Origin of the sequence: Ascidiaceihabitans sp. (genome assembly GCF_039986515.1) — a bacterium.
Lineage (GTDB): Bacteria > Pseudomonadota > Alphaproteobacteria > Rhodobacterales > Rhodobacteraceae > Ascidiaceihabitans.
Genome location: NZ_JBDWQO010000023.1, coordinates 40,869 through 57,503 on the forward strand (window position 1 = coordinate 40,869; position 16,635 = coordinate 57,503).

Below are 16,635 nucleotides of genomic sequence, written 5' to 3' on the forward strand. Positions count from 1 at the left end.
AGTAAAAAGTGTCAATTAAAAGTTACACAAATGATGTAAATGAAAATGCGCAGATTTCTTTGGAAAAGCGCATATATTCAGGGAAACATGGCCAAAACAGGCTCTTTCGGTGGAAGATTGGCGGGGTATGGTGCCAAAAGTGTCAAAACTAATTGACATTGAGGTGTCTAAGCCTGACAGTTCTTGCCATTGGCTGCTGTTTTGTGTGCGGCTTTGGCCGATGCCGCAAATTCCACGCGAACAAGCGAGTTGTATGATGACCCAAGAGGATTCACATTTTCAATTCGACACTGGTCTCAGTGGTGTAGGCCTCAGTGATGCAGGTCTTGAGATGGGTATTGATGCCTGCCATCTGGCGGATGCGCCTTCGGTTGGCCTTGTGTCACAGGTTATTGCTGCATTGCGGGACAGGAAGCCGATTGTCGCCGGTGGTCCGCGCCAACATGCTCTTGATCATCTGGTTGAAGCTGTTGTGGCGTCTGCCGGTTTTGATCCGCGCCAAATGTTTGCAGATCTGGCGGCCCACCGCGTCACAGAAGTAGAGGCGGTTGATGTCTACATCCCGCACGCCGCCGAGGTTCTGGGGGTGCGCTGGCTGGAGGATGATCTGTCATTTGCCGATGTGACGATTGCCGCATTGCGCTTGCAGGCCATGGTGCGATCCATGTCATGGGCGCCCTTTGCGGGTGTGGATGCCATGTCGGCGCTGATCGTTTTGCCTGAAAGCGAGCAACATTTTTTGGGGGGCTCTGTTTTGATGTCCCAGTTGGAGCGCTTGGGCCTGTCCGTTGAAATGTCCATGTGCGAGCCACAATCTAAAGTGGTAAGTCGCATTTTGCACGATCGGCCAGAGGTTATTCTATTTACTTGCTCGGGTGCCGCAGCGCTTGCATCCATCACAGAAACTGTCCAAAACATCCTTAGAACTGTCGCGATGCCGCCAGTGCTTGCGTTGGGCGGGCCGATTGTTTCGCAAAAAGACAGTCTGAAAGAAACAACAGGCGTAGATATTGTGACCTGCGAAATTACAGATGTGGTCGAGGTTTGCGCGAGCAAACGAAACGCGCAGTCCGGCAGATGACCACAAACGGCAGCAGCTTTTGGACCAGTGGCGCCGTGCCGCTGATCGAGCCCGAGTTCCTCGGCAGCATCATCGGTGCCGCTTCTGATATTGCTCTTGTTGTTTCGGCCGAAGGCATGGTTCTGTCTGTTGTCCTAAATTCCAGTGAAGCCAGTTTCGGCGATCTTAGTCATTGGGAAGGGCGTTCGGTTCTGGACTTTCTGACCGAAGAAAGCATCACCAAGTTCAGGGCTGCTCATACGTCTTATTTGGCCGGTGACGTGCCGCAGAAATCGCTGGAATTGAACCATATCGATGCCGGCGCTTGGCAATATCCCGTCCGTTATACGTTTCATCGCTTTGGCCAGGAAAATGCCGCTTTGCTTTTGGGTCGCGACTTGCGCCCGATTGCCGAGACGCAACAGCAGTTGGTACAAGCACAGATCGCGCTTGAGCAAGGGTATGAGGCGCGCCGTGAGTTTGACGCCCGCTACCGTGTTGTCATGGGGCAAACGTCTGATGCGATAGTATTTGTGGCGGCCCAGTCGGGGCGTATTGAAGATGCAAACGCGGGCGCGGCCGCGCTGTTCGGTGTAAAGCTTGACGCATTGGTCGGGTCTGGCTTGTCCTCTTTGGTGACAGAGCCATCTACCGGTGCAACTTTGGAAGCTTTGATGACGGCCACTTTGGGCGATGACCAAAGCGATGTGGTTGTGCGCTCTAAACGGGCCCAGTCGCAGTTGCGTTTGCGTCCTACTATTTTTAGATCTGGTGGTCAGCGGATGTTGATGTGTCAGGTATCGGATGTCGATGCGGCTGCACCGACCCCGGATACTGCGGCCCTTCAGGCCGCTGCATTGTTCCGAAAAAGCACCGACGCCATTGTGTTTACGGATGCAAAGGGTGTGATTGCATCGGTCAATGAGGGATTTCTGGACTTGATTGGCGCGGCCCATCTGGCTGACGTTGTCGGAAAGTCTATGGCAGATTTCTTTGCACGCGGTCAGATTGATCTGGGCGTTTTGAAAGATGCATCGGAACGCGCCAGCCCGATGCGCATGTATGCCACAAAGCTGCGCAATGAATTGGGCGGCACGACCCCCGTCGAGATTTCGGCCACGCGGTTGGAAGATGAAGACGTGGTTGGCTTTGGTATGATTTTGCGTGACGCCACGCGTGCGGATACCGTCCGCGGTGGCGCAGGCACCGGTGTGGGGGCGGCGGACCGCAATGTTGTGGATCTTGTTGGCTCTGCGTCTTTGAAAGATATCGTCGCCGAAACCACCGATGTTGTCGAGAAGATGTGCATTGAAGCGGCAGTTGCATTGACTAAGAACAACCGGGTCGCTGCCGCCGAAATGTTGGGTTTGTCCCGCCAAAGCCTGTACGTCAAGTTGCGCAAATACGACCTTCTGAGCAAAGACTGATCGTAAATTGACCGGCGGCGGGGTGCACCAAGGTGCACCTTACCCAATAACCGCCCCTGTTGTGCATGTCGTCTGGTGTCCTGCCTCTTGCTTCGACTCAAAGTGTCAGCCATAGTTTACACATGACTGTAACTGATGTGATACAGATGCGCCGCTTTCCAGAGCCTGCTGCATCCCTACGCCTGATCAAACCTATCACATGGTTTCCACCGATGTGGGCCTATGTCTGCGGTTTGATCTCATCCGGTGCCTCGCCAGTTGGACAATGGCATCTGGTGATCCTTGGCATTTTATTGGCGGGTCCCATAGTCTGCGGCATGTCCCAAGCCGCCAATGACTGGTGTGATCGCCATGTTGACGCCATCAATGAACCGGACCGCCCTATTCCATCGGGCCGCATTCCGGGTCGGTGGGGCTTGTATATCGCTTTGGCCATGTCTGTTTTGTCGCTGGTTGTTGGCTGGCAGTTGGGAATTTGGGGCTTTGGTGCCACCGTCGTTGGTGTTTTGGCGGCATGGGCCTATTCGGCTGAACCCGTCCGGTTGAAGCGGTCGGGATGGTGGGGGCCGGGTCTGGTGGGCCTAAGCTACGAAAGCCTGCCGTGGTTTACGGGTGCGGCTGTTTTAAGTGCGGGGGCGCCGTCTGCGGCTGTTGTTGTCATCGCGTTGCTTTATGGCATTGGGGCGCATGGCATCATGACCCTGAATGATTTCAAGGCCTTGGAAGGGGACCGCCAGATGGGCGTCAATTCCTTGCCTGTGACGCTTGGTCCTGAGAAGGCTGCCAAGGTTGCCTGTTTTGTGATGGCTGTGCCGCAAGTCGTTGTGATTGCCTTGTTGGCGTTGTGGGATCGTCCCTTACATGCGCTTGGCGTGGCGGGCGTGTTGTTGGTTCAGTTCTGGGCCATGACCGTGATGTTCAAAGACCCTAAAGCCAAGGCGCCGTGGTACAATGGCACCGGCGTATTGCTTTATGTCAGCGGCATGATGATCGCGGCCTTCGCGTTGCGGGGCATGGCATGATCGGCTGGGGCACATTGATCCGTTTGTGTCTGGTCAACGCGGCAATCGGCGGGTTGGCGGCACTGCCTGTGAACCTGTTCAACCGCTTGATGACGGTAGAGTTGTCATGGCCCGCCCTTTTGCCCGGTTTGTTGGTGGCTTTGCACTATGCTGTGCAACTGACACGGCCTGCTTGGGGGCATCGCTCTGACGTAAAGGGTGGCCGTACGGTGTTTATTTTGGGCGGTTTGGTGTTGGTCAGTCTTGGCGTGATCAGCAGTGCCTATGGTATTCTGGTCGCCAGCGGTGCGCCAATGATGGCGTTGGCGGTCTGGATTGTGTCTTACACCGCGATCGGGATGGGGATCGGGGCGGCTGGCACCTCGTTCTTGGCATTGTTGGCTGCAGCGTCAGGATCGCGCAAAGGGGCAGCCGCAACTTTGGCGTGGCTGTTTTTGATCGCGGGCGCGATTGCGGCATCCATTGGAACTGGCATCGCGTTGGAGCCGTACAGCGCAGAACGCTTGTTGGTGATTGTCTCTATCGTCTGCGCGATCGCTTGTGTCGTGGCCTTGCTGGCAACCTTGGGTGTTGAACAGCATGTTCCCCCCACAACGATGGACCCCGCCACGCCTTTACGCGACGCTTTGCGCCAGACATGGGCAGACCCTGCTGCCCGGCAATTCACTGGATTTGTGTTTCTGTCGATCCTTGCGTTCTATTTGTCCGAGCTGATCCTTGAACCGTTTGCGGGCCACATCCACGGGTTATCACCCGAAGACAGCACCAAACTGTCGGGGGGCAAGGATGGTGCCGCGTTGCTTGGCATGATCGGGGCTGGCGTGTTGTCGCATTTCCGCTTTGGTTCATTGCGCATCTGGGCCATTGCAGGGTGTTTGATTTCGGCGACAGGATTGCTGGCCTTGGCAGCAGGGCTGCCTTTGGTGCCTGCGACGGTGGTGCTGGGTCTGGGCAACGGGTTGTTTGTGGTCGGCGCCATCGGATCAATGATGCAGCTGGCGGCGGCGCATCAGGACGCCACCGGCACGCGCATGGGTGTCTTTGGCGCGGCCCAAGCCGTTGCCGCAGGTTTGGCGGGTTTGATTGCCACAGGCATGTTGGATTTGGCGCGTTTTGTGGCCAGCGATGCCCATGCCTATGCGTCTGTCTTTACGCTTGAGGCTGTCTTGTTTCTGGCAGCTGCGGTTATGGCGGCGCGGATCATGGCGCGGCCTGACGATTTGAAAAATGCAACAATGGTTCCGGGAGAATGAGATATGTTTGATGTCGTCGTTGTAGGTGGTGGGCCGTCCGGTGCCACAGCCGCTGAGGATCTGGTCCGTTCCGGCCATAAGGTCGCGCTGCTGGACCGCGAGGGCCGCATCAAACCCTGTGGCGGGGCCATTCCACCGCGCCTGATGCAGGATTTCTTTATCGAGGACGCGCAACTGGTCGCCAAGGTGAACACGGCGCGCATGATCTCGCCCACAGGCCGCCATGTGGATATCCCGATTGAGAACGGCTTTGTCGGCATGGTGGATCGCAAGGATTTTGACCCTTTCCTGCGCAAACGCGCTGTAGATGCAGGGGCAGATTATTACACAGGCACTTTTGTGCGCATTGAGCGTCCTGAAGGCACACCTGTGGTCATTTTCCGCGACAAGGAAACGCAGGAAGAACGCGAACTGCCCTGCAAGCTGGTGATTGGGGCCGATGGGGCGAAGTCCCGCGTGGGGCTGGCAGAGGTCAAAGACGCCGACAAAGTGCCACTGGTTTTTGCCTATCACGAGATTATCAAAGCGCCCGAAAAGACCGAGATCTACGATCCGGTGCGCTGTGACGTGATTTATGATGGCGCGATTTCGCCGGATTTCTATGGCTGGGTTTTCCCGCATGGAGACAGTGCGAGTGTGGGGATGGGGTCGGAACTGTCCTCGGTGAACCTCAAGGATGCGACGGCGGCATTGCGCAAGGCGTCGGGTCTTGAACATTGCGAGACGCTGCGCAAGGAAGGTGCGCCCATTCCGTTGAAGCCTATGGACCGTTGGGACAATGGCAAGGATGTGATCTTGGCAGGGGATGCTGCTGGCGTTGTGGCGCCATCATCAGGCGAAGGCATCTATTACGCGATGGTCGGGGGGCGTGTGGCCGCGACGGCCTGTGCTGCGACTTTGGCGTCTGGTCGTGTGAAAGACCTGCGACTGGCGCGCAAGCTGTTCATGAAGGAACACAAGATGGTGTTTCGCGTCCTCGCGTCCATGCAAAACGCCTATTACCGCAACGATGACCGCCGCGAACGCTTTGTATCCCTGTGCCACGATGTTGATGTGCAGCGCCTGACCTTCGAGGCCTACATGAACAAGAAGCTGGTGCGCGCGAACCCCTTGGCGCATCTGAAAATTGGCATTAAGAACATGGCGCATCTGACCGGATTGGTGAAAGCGAACCACGTATGAGCATTATGATCCCCGCATGGGTCGATGGCACGCTGGTGCCTGTCGAAAAGCTGGAAGCCCATGTGAAAGGGCTGCGCCATAAGGCTGTGTCGGTGTTTGTGCTGCGGGGGTCCGAAATGCTGTTGCAGCGCCGTGCCTTGGGCAAATACCACACGCCGGGGCTATGGGCGAACACGTGCTGCACGCACCCCGATTGGGATGAAGCGCCCTTGGCCTGCGCGCAGCGGCGTCTGGACGAGGAATTGGGGATCACTTGCGTGACGCCCGAATTCCGCCAGAACCTTGAATATCGCGCTGACGTAGGCGGGGATTTGATCGAACACGAAGTTGTGGATGTGTTTGTGGCCCATGCGGGCGATGATTTCACCATGACGCTGAACCCCGACGAGGTGATGGAGGCCGAATGGGTCGACCACCACGAAGTCCGCCGCCGCATCGATGCCAATCCCGATGCGTTCACCCCATGGATGCGCATCTACATGGATCAACATGCAGATGCGATTTTTGGGAACGAACTGGTTTAGGTAATCTGGACGTCCAGCGTGCCGACCCCATCCACACCGCCCGTCAAAACATCACCCTTTTGTACAGCACCTACACCCGCAGGGGTACCTGTCATGATCAGGTCTCCGGGTGCCAGCGTCACGTAACGCGACAGGTAAGCCACGTGGTCATTCACGGACCAAATCATGTCCGCAATATCAGCATCCTGCCGTGGTTCATCGTTTACATTCAACCAGATACGCCCTTGCGTTAGGCTTGCAATGTCCGCCATAGGGCGGATCGCCGACATAGGCGCGGACTGATCAAAGCCTTTGGACATGTCCCATGGGCGGCGCGTGTCTTTGGCCGATTGTTGCAAATCCCGGCGGGTAAAGTCGATGCCGACAGCCGCGCCCCAAATGTGGGCGGGCACGTCCTGCGGGGCGATGTTCGCACCACCTGTTCCGAGCGCCACAACCAGTTCGATTTCATGGTGCAGGTCTTGGGTTTGCACCGGATAGGGCAAGGCGCAGGGGCAATCGACCACGGCATCGGCAGGTTTGGTGAAGAAAAACGGTGGCTCACGATCGGGATCATTGCCCATCTCGCGGGCGTGCGCCTCATAGTTGCGCCCCACACAAAATATGCGGCGCACAGGGAACCTATTGGTGGTGTTTTCGACGGCGACACTGGCTTGGACAGGTGGGGTTAGGACAAAGGTCATGGGCACTTCTTTATATGTGTTTGTCTGTTGCCCCGTCATAACACGGCAAATCTGTGCAGAGGAAATCTAATGTTAAGTTTCACTCTTTAGGTCTTGTGGCAACGGTATCGGAGTTCGCGGAAAGAATATGGTTGTCTTGGAAGATATTTCTGCGGGCTCCGGTACGAATGCGCGGCTTTTGGGGGTGCGTTTTGAGCTCGGCTAAAGTGATGGAATGGCAAGGGCCTGAATGGGAGCTTACCCAAAGCGACTTTGAATATGTTTCGGATTTGGCAAGGGCAAAATTTGGGCTGGATTTGTCAGACGCCAAGCGGTCATTGATTTATTCCCGATTGGCCAAACGTATGAAGGCGTTGGGATACACAGAGTTTTCACGGTATTTGGCGCGATTGAACGGCCCTGACGCAAAGGCCGAGATGGACGAATTGCTGTCTGTTCTGACAACAAACATCACGCATTTCTTTCGTGAAGAACATCATTTTCACACTTTAGAAACCAAGGTGCTCCCACAGCTGATCGATGCGGCCCGTGCGGGGGGGCGCGTGCGTTTGTGGTCAGCGGGGTGTTCTTCGGGACAAGAACCCTTTTCGATGGCAATGGTTGTTTTGAATATGTTTCCTGACGCCACAAAATATGACTTCAAAATTCTGGCAACAGATATTGACCCGGTCGTTGTTCAGGCGGGCATGCGTGCGACCTATTCCGAATCCAAAATGGATGGATTGCCAAAAAATTTACGCGACAAGTTTGTGATACAGGAACGGCCTCCGCAAAGAGGGTTGCGCGTGACACAAAACGTGCAGGATTTGGTGACCTTCCGTGTCTTGAACCTGATCGAACCCTTACCCATGCATGGTCCGTTTGATGCAGTGTTCTGCCGGAATGTAACGATCTATTTCGACAAGGCGACACAAGCCAACGTCTGGGATCAGATATGCAAAGTCATGCGCAGTGGTGCCTATCTTTTCATTGGCCATTCGGAACGCATTTCAGGACCGGCGACCACGAGCATGAAGAAGGAAGGTTTCACGACCTTGCGCAAAGAATGAAGGGGCGTTGGGGATTGCATCGGCATGTCGCACATCTGGAACGGTGCGCTGATAAACTTTGCTTCAGCGATTTTTACAACGGAATGAGTGAAGAACATGTCTTCGCATGAAATGAAGCGCCAAAGCGTAATCCAGGGCGAATGTTACGTCACGAATGATCGGTTTGTTGAATATTCGACGGTTCTTGGGTCGTGCGTTGCCGTATGTTTGTACGAACCCGACGCTATGGTGGGTGGGATGAACCATTTCTTGCTGCCTGGCAGTTTGGAAGACGCGACAGGGGACATGAAATACGGCGCGTATTCAATGGAGCTGTTGATCAACGGGTTGCTAAAACTTGGTGCTGATCGTTTCAAACTTGAAGCCAAGATTTTTGGAGGAAGCCATATCAGTGCTTCCTCACATCAGATTGGGCTAAAAAACCAGATTTTCACCAAGGAATTCCTGTACCGAGAAGGAATCCCCTGCATTGCCGAAAATCTTGGTGGGCCTTACGCGCGGAAATTGCAGTTTGTTCCAACCACCGGAAAGGTGCGTCATTTACTTATCCCGGCCAACGAATACCCCAAAGACGAAGCGGTTAAACCCATCACGCAGGGCGGATTTTCCTGGGTTGAGCTGTTTTAAGAAAACGACGGCGTCATAGGGGGCGTTGAAAGCTGTTCTGCACTTAGCTGTTGCGTCGGACAACGACATGTTTAGCCCCGAGTGGCATGGCGCGTCTTTTTAAATTTGAAAACCTATCGGGTTTGGAAAAGCCTATTTTGCACAAAACGCGACAAAAATTTTGAACTGATGAGATCCTACATTTCAGAAAACGCAAAATGCGTTTTCGAGTTCCTGTGTTTGAGGATTATGGTTTGTGGCCTGTCCCCCCGATGTGACAAGACCAGCCTAACCCTGACAACGCATGGAGCAGACTATGGCCCGCGACTATTTGAAGAAAGCCACCATGACGGCCCAATCGGGTTCTGACGAAGTGCGCGAAACCGTCATGAATATTCTTGCGGACATCGAGGCAGGCGGCGATGCGGCCGCATTGAAATATGCAGCCAAGTTTGACAATTACGATGGCCCGGTCGTGTTAAGTGCTGATGAAATTGCCGCGGCTTCTGCCAAAGTGCCACAAAAGCTAAAAGACGACATCGCGTTTGCGCACAGCAATGTGCAACGCTTTGCGGAATTGCAAAAATCCACCATGACAGATGTGGAAACCGAAATCGTCCCCGGTTTGATTGCTGGACAAAAGGCGATCCCGGTGCGCACGGCGGGCTGTTATGTGCCCGGTGGGCGGTACAGCCACATCGCCTCTGCAATTATGACGGTGACCACGGCCAAAGTCGCGGGTTGCGAAAACATCGTGGCGTGTTCCCCACCCCGCCCCAATGAAGGCATCGCACCGGCGATTATCTACGCAGCCCATTTGGCGGGCGCCACGCAAATTTTGTCGATGGGGGGCGTGCAAGGCATCGCGGCCATGACCTTTGGATTGTTTGGCCTGCCCAAGGCGGACATCCTTGTGGGCCCGGGCAACCAATTCGTGGCCGAAGCCAAGCGTTTTCTCTTTGGGCGTGTGGGCATTGATATGGTTGCGGGTCCAACTGATAGCTTGATTTTGGCAGATGCCAAAGCTGACGCGCATATCTTGGCAACGGATTTGGTGTCTCAGGCCGAACACGGGTACAATTCGCCAGTTTGGTTGGTGACGGATGACCGCGCGTTGGCCGAAAAAGTGATGGGCATGGTCCCAGATATGATCGCCGATTTGCCAGAGTTGAACCGCATGAACGCAGAAGCGGCTTGGCGCGACTATGCCGAAGTTATCCTGTGCGAAGACCGTGAAGAAATGGCCGCCTGTTCCGATGACTACGCGCCCGAGCACCTGACCGTTCAGGCCGAAGATCTCGATTGGTGGTTGGATCGTTTGCAGTGCTACGGTTCGCTGTTCTTGGGTGAAGAAACCACCGTATCTTATGGTGACAAAGCCTCTGGCACGAACCACGTTTTGCCGACCTCAAGCTCTGCCAAATACACTGGCGGCTTGTCCGTGCACAAATACATGAAGATTGTCACTTGGCAGCGCGGCACCCCTGAAGGCACCAAGGACGTGGCCATTGCAACAGCCCGTATTTCCCGCCTTGAGGGGATGGAAGGCCACGCCCGCGCCGCGGATGTGCGTCTGGCCAAATACTTCCCCGGCGAAAACTTCGACCTGACGGCGGCAGAGTAAACTCTGCCTGCCAGCTTCCATTTTCACCCCGCACACGAGGAGTAACTCACGTGTCTATCAGTTCCAAAATCGTGGATGATTTCATCGCCAATGGCGTCGAATTTGTCACGACCGTGCCGTGCAAACAGTTGGCCGGTGTCATCGACGAAGTCGACGCCCGCCCCGAGATTTTCCACATACCCAGTAACAAAGAAGACGAGGGCATGGGGCTTTGCGCAGGGGCCTTCATGGGCGGCAAACGTCCTGCCATCATCATGCAAAACACCGCGATTGGTGTGACCATCAACACGCTGGCCACACTGACGCAGTATTACCGCATGCCTTTGCCGATGCTGATTTCTTACCGCGGTGAATTGCGCGAACCTGTCGCCTGCCAAGTCGAAATGGCCGTGCACACCAAGGCGCTTTTGAACCAGATGAACATCCCCACGTATCACTTCCACAAGGAATCGGATGCGGATGAATTGGATGCGATCCTGAAGTATACTTTCATGTGCAACAAACCTGTGGCGATCCTGACGGATGCGTCCTTTTGGGGAGGCTACGGCGACCAATGATCCGTTCTGAAATCCTGCGCGAAATCGCGCCTATCCTTCGTGACCAATTGGTTGTTTGCAACATCGGTCTGCCCAGCCAAGAACTCCACATGATCGACGACAATGCCAAAAATTTCTACATGCTTGGGACCATGGGGCTGTCGTCTTCCATCGGTCTTGGTCTGGCTTTGGCCCAAGAGAAAACCGTCGTCTCTATCGACGGTGACGGGTCAGTCCTGACCAACCTTGGCACGCTGCCAACCATCGCCAACAACGTGGCCGACAACTACATCCTGATGATCATCGACAACGGATCTTATGGCTCTACCGGTGATCAACCGACCTATGCCGGCAAGAAAACCAAGCTCGAAAACGTGGCGGCCGCCTGCGGTTGCGAGAATGTTGTGACCGTGCAGGACGTGGACGCAGGCAAAGCGTTGCAGGCCGCCATCGACAGCAAACAAATGACGATTATTGTGGTGAAATGCGACAGCGGCAACATCAAGCTGCCCGTGATCACCATGGACCCCGTTGTGATCCGCGACCGCTTTATGAAAGCCGTTGCAAGCTAAGGTCTAGGGTGCGCGGGGAAACCGTCGCGCACCTTACCCGGCGAACTCGACCAGAGTATGGTCGCAGCCGATCAGGGCCGTTTCGATCAACTCGGCGATAAGCACCCAATCCCCGCCCGCAAGTCCGGCCCCGATCATCGGATAACCTATGCGACTGTTTGGAAAACGGGTGGCAATGTCTTCAAAGCAGGATTTGATCGCATCGTAATCTGCTTTGCGCCCGCGACCCTTCCATTGGAACTGTGTGTAGGCGTTTACAATAACTAGATTGTCGATGTGTGCCACCGAAACTGTGCCAAGCTTATCCCGTGCGCCATAAGTGGTTGTTTTGTCGGCTGCGAATGCTTCGGGGAACGTTGCTGCGATACGTTTTGCAATACCTGCTCCCATCGTGTGAAAGCAATTGCAGCCATGCACAATGACATCAAAGTCCCCTGCTTGGGCCATCTTGATAAGATCGCCGCGTACTGTTTTCATGTGAGTACCCCATTCCCCTAAAGACGATCGCCAAAGCTTCTATAACAATCCACAGGCGCTCCACAATCCCCGCTAACAACCCGTTTGGGAACGCATCAGGGGCTGTGTTTGTAGTCGCTTTGAAACTGGTGATAGCAAAATCTTGCAGGCATACATCACCACATTTCTTTATAGAGGGCCACTATTTCGTCTTCGCTGGGCACACGCGGATTGTTCCGTGGTGAACCTGACGCCAACGCTTGGCGTGCCATCAGATGCAACAGGTCATCGTCTGCCTCATGGCCCAACTGGCTGGGTGAAGGCACTTTCAAATCTGCGTTCAGCGCCCTTAAGGAACGCACCAGTTTGTCGCAAGCGGCTGCGTCTGTATCTGCCGCTTCGGCGAACCCCATAACGCGTGCGGCTTCGGCGTAGCGGGCCGGGGCGGCCTGTACCGAAAACGCAGTCACCACAGGCAAAAGCATGGCGTTGCTAAGCCCGTGGGCCACATGAAAATGCGCACCGATAGGACGGCTCATGCCATGAACCAGTGCAACAGAGGCATTGGAAAACGCCATGCCCGCCTGTGATGCTGCCAGCATCAACGCCTCGCGCGCAGTGGCGTTTGTCGGGTCATTGCAGGCGGTGCGCAGATGGGTTGCGATCAACGGCATCGCGGATAGGGCGAAGGCATCGGTGTAGGCATGGGCGCGTTTGCTGACATAGGCTTCAAGTGCGTGGGTCAGGCTGTCGATGCCTGTGTCTGCGGTGATGCGTGCGGGTTTGGTGGTGGTAAATTCCCAGTCGATTAAAGCCGCTGTGCCCACGCACGCCAGTCCTGACAGGTTGTACTTTTCAGGGGCGCCCGTGTCTGTGATCACACACCACCGCGTCAGTTCTGATCCAGTGCCGCCGGTGGTTGGCACGCAAATCACCGGCAACCCGCAACGGTCAATTTGCCTTGGCGCTTTGTAATCGCGCACGTGGCCCGGGTTGACCGACATAAAGGAAATCGCCTTGGCTGTGTCCATTGGACTGCCGCCGCCAAACCCGATGATACAATCGTAATCGCCTGCGTTCAGCGCGGCGATCCCCGCGTCAACGCAGGTGTCGGTCGGGTCCTCGATCACCCCGTCAAACAGCCCGTACGGCAGATTTGCGGCATCAAGTATGTCACAGAGCCTTTGCACATGGCCAAGTGTGACCAACCCTTTGTCCGTGACGATCAAAGGGCGTGACGCGGCCATTTGCACCATCACCTCTGGCAGTTCCTGCACGACCCCGCCGCCGATGCGGATGATGCGAGGGGATTGGATACGGGCGAAGGTTTGCATGGTAAGTGTCGCTTTGGCTTGGGTCTGGCTTGAAGCCCAAAGGGACGATTGTGCCGCCCCTTTGATGCAGTTTGGGTCAGTCGATAAAGATGACGTCGCCGTCAGCAGGATCATTCAACACGGCGCGTCCTGTGACACCATCGTGAACAAGATAGCATCCGTTGACAGCAAAGGATTCTTTGTAGTGCGGTTTGCCGTCCGTATATGTCACCTTTTCCAGCCGTAGCCATTTGGGGGCCGAATCCCCTGTCACATATTCAATTTTGGCGGTCTCGCCGTTGACGATCACCAACGCTTTGTCGTCCAGTTCTTCGTCTTCAGAGGCCGTGAAGCCGTAGGACCAGACATTGGCTGACTTATTGTAAATGTGGCGGGTGCAGTCGGCAAAGGCCGCGCCTGAAAGCAGTGACAGGGCAAGAAATGCGGTGCCGGATAATGCCGGTACAGTTCGAATCGTAATTTTCATAAAATTGTTCTCCTATAAAAAGAACAGTACCTGCACCTTCCAGATTGAACAGGAAAAATGCAGTTTGCGACTTGGATCACTCTGCCGCGCGTTCCACACCTTCGGCAATCGCTGTGCGCAGACGCTTTTCTAGCGTGCGTTGTTTATTTTCGGAATGGTATTTCAGCCCGAACATGTCCTTTACGTAAAACGTATCGACCGCCTGTTCGCCATAAGTCGCGATCACAGCGTTGGCGATATAGACGTTTGACGCCGCCAGACTGCGGGTCAGGTCATGCAGCAATCCGGGGCGGTCGCGGGTGTCGACTTCGATAATTGTATAAATCTCTGACCCTTCGTTGTCGAAGCTGATGTGCGTGGGCACGCGAAATGCCTTTTCGCGCTTTTTCACTTTGTCGCGGTCCACGATGGCGTCGCGTGTCACCACTTCGCCAGCCAAAGTGCGTTCAATCATTTTACGCAAGCGGGGCAGGCGGGCCGCGTCATAGGGTTGACCCTCTGCATCCTGAATCCAGAACGCATCTGTTACAAAGCCGTCTTTGGTTGTGTAACTGCGTGCATCGACAACATTGGCCCCCACAAGGGCCAAAGCACCGGTCAGACGTGCAAAGATACCGGGGTGGTCGTGCATCACAAAACAAGCCCGCGTTGCGTCGCGGTCTTCATCGGGGTGCAGATCCATCAAGATCTCGTCGTTTGTCATGTTGCGCAATAGCCCTGCAAACACCACATGCGCCGTCAGGTGCAGCCCCTGCCAATAGGGGTCGTAATGTCGTGCTGTTTCGGCTTGTAAATCCTTGCGGGGCCAGTCGTGTAGCGCCGATCGCAAAGCTTTCTTGGCCTCGGCGCCGCGGTTTTCGCGGTTCAGGGCCTCCATCCCGTTTTCAAGGGCGTTTTCGGTCTGGCGGTAAAGCGCCCGGATCAGAACCGCCTTCCAGTTGTTCCAGGTGTCGGGCCCAACGCCGCGAATGTCACAGACTGTCAGCACGCAAAGCAGCCCAAGCCGTTCTACTGTTTTCACTGCTTTGGCAAAGTCACGTACGGTGCGCGGGTCGGCGATGTCGCGCTTTTGGGCCATATCGGACATCAGCAGATGGTAGCGCACCAGCCATTCGACAGTGTCCACATCTTCTTGTTTCAGGCCAAGGCGGGGGGCCACTTTGCGCACGATTTGGGCGCCCAGGATAGAATGATCTTCGGGGCGTCCTTTGCCGATATCATGCAGCAGCATTGCCACATAAAGCACTTTGCGGTTCACGCCCTGCTCAAGGATGGAGGAGGCCACAGGCAGCTCTTCTTCCAGCTCTCCGCGTTCGATCATCGCAAGGTTGGCGATGCATTGGATTGTGTGTTCGTCCACGGTGTAGCTGTGGTACATGTTGAACTGCATCATCGCCACGATGTGTTCGAATTCCGGGATGAAAGCGGCAAGAACGCCCAATTCGTTCATGCGCCGCAATGCGCGTTCGGGGTTGCCGTGTTTCAGCATCAGATCAAGGAAAATACGCCGTGCTTCGGGCATGTTGCGCATGTCGTCATCGATCAGGTCCAGATTGGATTTTACCAACCTCATCGCATCAGGATGGATCAGCATACCTGTGCGCAGGGCTTCTTCAAAAATGCGCAACAGGTTGATCTTGTTCGACAAGAATTCATCTTCGCGGGCTATGGCCAAGCGGTTGTGAATAACCTCGTATCCGGTTTTGACCTTGGGTTTGCGTTTGAAAATACGTTCCAGCAGAGGTTCGGCTTTGACGTGCATCGCTTCGAGTTTTGTCAGGAAAATGCGAGTCAGATCGCCTACTTCGGTGGCATGAATAAAGAAGGCTTGCATAAAGACTTCGACACCACGCCGCCCACCGGTGTCTTTGTACCCCATGGCTTCGGCGACCATCACCTGCATATCGAATGTCAGTTGTTCGGTGGCACGGTTGGTCAGCAAATGCAGATGGCTGCGGACCGCCCAAAGAAAATCCTCTGCGGCCACAAAGCTTTTGAATTCGTCTTGCGTAAATACGTTTTTGGACACCAGATCGGCCGCGTCCTGAACCCCGTGGATGTGTTTGGCGATCCAGAACAAAGACTGCAAATCGCGCAAACCGCCTTTGCCTTCTTTTACATTGGGCTCAACGACATAGCGCTGCCCTTGCTTTTCATGCCGTTTGTCGCGCTCGGCCAGTTTGGCTTCGATGAACTTTGGGCCAGCGGCCGCCGTAAACAGATCGGCCCACAGCTTGCTTTCAAGATCGTCTGCCAGACCCGCGTCCCCAATCACAAAACGATGTTCCAGCATGGCGGTGCAAATGGTTGCATCTTCTGATCCCAAGCGGATGCAATCGGTGATCGTGCGGCTTGAATGGCCGACTTTAAGCTTCAGGTCCCACAGCAGATACAACATGTTTTCGATGGTTGTTTCTGCCCAAGCGGTCATTTTGTAGGGCGTAAGAAACAACAAATCGACGTCGGAAAACGGGGCCATTTCACCGCGTCCATACCCGCCCACGGCAATCACGGACAGGCGTTCACCCAGTGTCGGGTTCGGGTTGGGGTTCATGTGGCCCGCAATGTCAAAGGCTGCCGCCACAAGCTGATCCGTCAGGTATGTGTAGCTGCGGGTCAGGGGACGGGCCGCAAAGGGTTTGTTTTGGAACGCAGCCTTGATGGCGACGCGGGCCTGCTTTTGGGTGTCTTGCAGCCAAGCCAGCATTGTGGCCCGTAGGTCTTTGGTTTGCAGGGCCGCGCCAAGCGTTGCCTGAAACGCTGCCTGATTGAATATCGTGTCTGCAGGGCAGATCAAATCCGTAGATGGGTTCATAAATGATCTGCCCTGAAGAAATGTAC

General features: G+C 55.1%; 16 protein-coding genes. 11 read left to right on the forward strand and 5 right to left on the reverse strand.

Going from position 1 to position 16,635, the window contains the following annotated elements; all coding sequences use genetic code 11:
* Positions 1-139 precede the first annotated feature (139 nt).
* From ABJL60_RS20645 to idi, 6 genes are all read left to right on the forward strand, one after another.
* On the forward strand, positions 140-1,081 hold the full coding sequence (locus tag ABJL60_RS20645; protein WP_348376280.1) for a hypothetical protein: 942 nt from the start codon (positions 140-142) through the stop codon (positions 1,079-1,081).
* Positions 1,078-2,487 (forward strand): transcriptional regulator PpsR, encoded by a 1,410-nt coding sequence (ppsR, locus tag ABJL60_RS20650; protein WP_348376279.1) that lies wholly within the window; start codon positions 1,078-1,080, stop codon positions 2,485-2,487. The genes ABJL60_RS20645 and ppsR overlap by 4 nt, the downstream gene beginning before the upstream one ends.
* Before the next feature lie 122 nt (positions 2,488-2,609).
* Positions 2,610-3,509 carry a chlorophyll synthase ChlG gene (gene chlG / locus ABJL60_RS20655; RefSeq protein ID WP_348376278.1) on the forward strand — a complete coding sequence of 300 codons (900 nt, stop codon included), beginning with the start codon at positions 2,610-2,612 and terminating at the stop codon, positions 3,507-3,509.
* The gene (locus tag ABJL60_RS20660; RefSeq protein ID WP_348376277.1) at positions 3,506-4,762 is read left to right on the forward strand and encodes a BCD family MFS transporter; all 1,257 of its coding nucleotides are present in this window, start codon (positions 3,506-3,508) and stop codon (positions 4,760-4,762) included. Before chlG ends, ABJL60_RS20660 begins: the two co-directional genes overlap by 4 nt.
* Positions 4,763-4,765: 3 nt before the next feature.
* A complete protein-coding gene (locus ABJL60_RS20665) occupies positions 4,766-5,944 on the forward strand; it encodes a geranylgeranyl diphosphate reductase (RefSeq protein ID WP_348376276.1) in 1,179 nt (392 codons plus the stop codon).
* Complete coding sequence (gene idi, locus ABJL60_RS20670) at positions 5,941-6,468, forward strand: isopentenyl-diphosphate Delta-isomerase (RefSeq protein WP_348292146.1); 528 nt, start codon at positions 5,941-5,943, stop codon at positions 6,466-6,468. Before ABJL60_RS20665 ends, idi begins: the two co-directional genes overlap by 4 nt.
* Here the strand turns inward: idi and ABJL60_RS20675 are convergent.
* The gene (locus tag ABJL60_RS20675; RefSeq protein ID WP_348376275.1) at positions 6,465-7,151 is read right to left on the reverse strand and encodes a fumarylacetoacetate hydrolase family protein; all 687 of its coding nucleotides are present in this window, start codon (positions 7,149-7,151) and stop codon (positions 6,465-6,467) included. The genes idi and ABJL60_RS20675 overlap by 4 nt on opposite strands.
* Before the next feature lie 191 nt (positions 7,152-7,342).
* Here ABJL60_RS20675 and ABJL60_RS20680 point away from each other — a divergent pair, with 191 nt between their 5' ends.
* From ABJL60_RS20680 to comE, 5 genes are all read left to right on the forward strand, one after another.
* Positions 7,343-8,200, forward strand: a complete 858-nt coding sequence (locus tag ABJL60_RS20680) for a protein-glutamate O-methyltransferase (RefSeq protein ID WP_348376274.1) — start codon at positions 7,343-7,345, stop codon at positions 8,198-8,200.
* Positions 8,201-8,437: 237 nt separating this feature from the next.
* A complete protein-coding gene (locus ABJL60_RS20685; protein ID WP_348422646.1) occupies positions 8,438-8,827 on the forward strand; it encodes a chemotaxis protein CheD in 390 nt (129 codons plus the stop codon).
* 295 nt (positions 8,828-9,122) lie between these two features.
* Positions 9,123-10,430: a histidinol dehydrogenase gene (gene hisD / locus ABJL60_RS20690; RefSeq protein ID WP_348376272.1), complete on the forward strand. Its 1,308-nt coding sequence runs from the start codon at positions 9,123-9,125 to the stop codon at positions 10,428-10,430.
* A gap of 50 nt (positions 10,431-10,480) precedes the next feature.
* Entirely contained in the window at positions 10,481-10,987 is a 507-nt protein-coding gene (gene comD, locus ABJL60_RS20695) for a sulfopyruvate decarboxylase subunit alpha (RefSeq protein WP_348292137.1), read from the forward strand.
* Complete coding sequence (gene comE / locus ABJL60_RS20700; protein WP_348376271.1) at positions 10,984-11,538, forward strand: sulfopyruvate decarboxylase subunit beta; 555 nt, start codon at positions 10,984-10,986, stop codon at positions 11,536-11,538. Before comD ends, comE begins: the two co-directional genes overlap by 4 nt.
* A 33-nt stretch (positions 11,539-11,571) precedes the next feature.
* On the opposite strand, the gene ABJL60_RS20705 is transcribed toward comE, so the two are convergent.
* The 4 genes from ABJL60_RS20705 to ABJL60_RS20720 form a co-directional block, all read right to left on the reverse strand.
* Complete coding sequence (locus ABJL60_RS20705; RefSeq protein ID WP_348376270.1) at positions 11,572-12,015, reverse strand: macro domain-containing protein; 444 nt, start codon at positions 12,013-12,015, stop codon at positions 11,572-11,574.
* Between the two features lie 155 nt (positions 12,016-12,170).
* Positions 12,171-13,442, reverse strand: a complete 1,272-nt coding sequence (locus ABJL60_RS20710; protein ID WP_348376269.1) for an iron-containing alcohol dehydrogenase — start codon at positions 13,440-13,442, stop codon at positions 12,171-12,173.
* Positions 13,405-13,794, reverse strand: coding sequence for a hypothetical protein (locus ABJL60_RS20715; protein WP_348292129.1), 390 nt, complete (start codon positions 13,792-13,794; stop codon positions 13,405-13,407). The genes ABJL60_RS20710 and ABJL60_RS20715 overlap by 38 nt, the downstream gene beginning before the upstream one ends.
* A gap of 76 nt (positions 13,795-13,870) precedes the next feature.
* Positions 13,871-16,609: a [protein-PII] uridylyltransferase gene (locus ABJL60_RS20720; protein ID WP_348292127.1), complete on the reverse strand. Its 2,739-nt coding sequence runs from the start codon at positions 16,607-16,609 to the stop codon at positions 13,871-13,873.
* Positions 16,610-16,635: the final 26 nt, after the last annotated feature.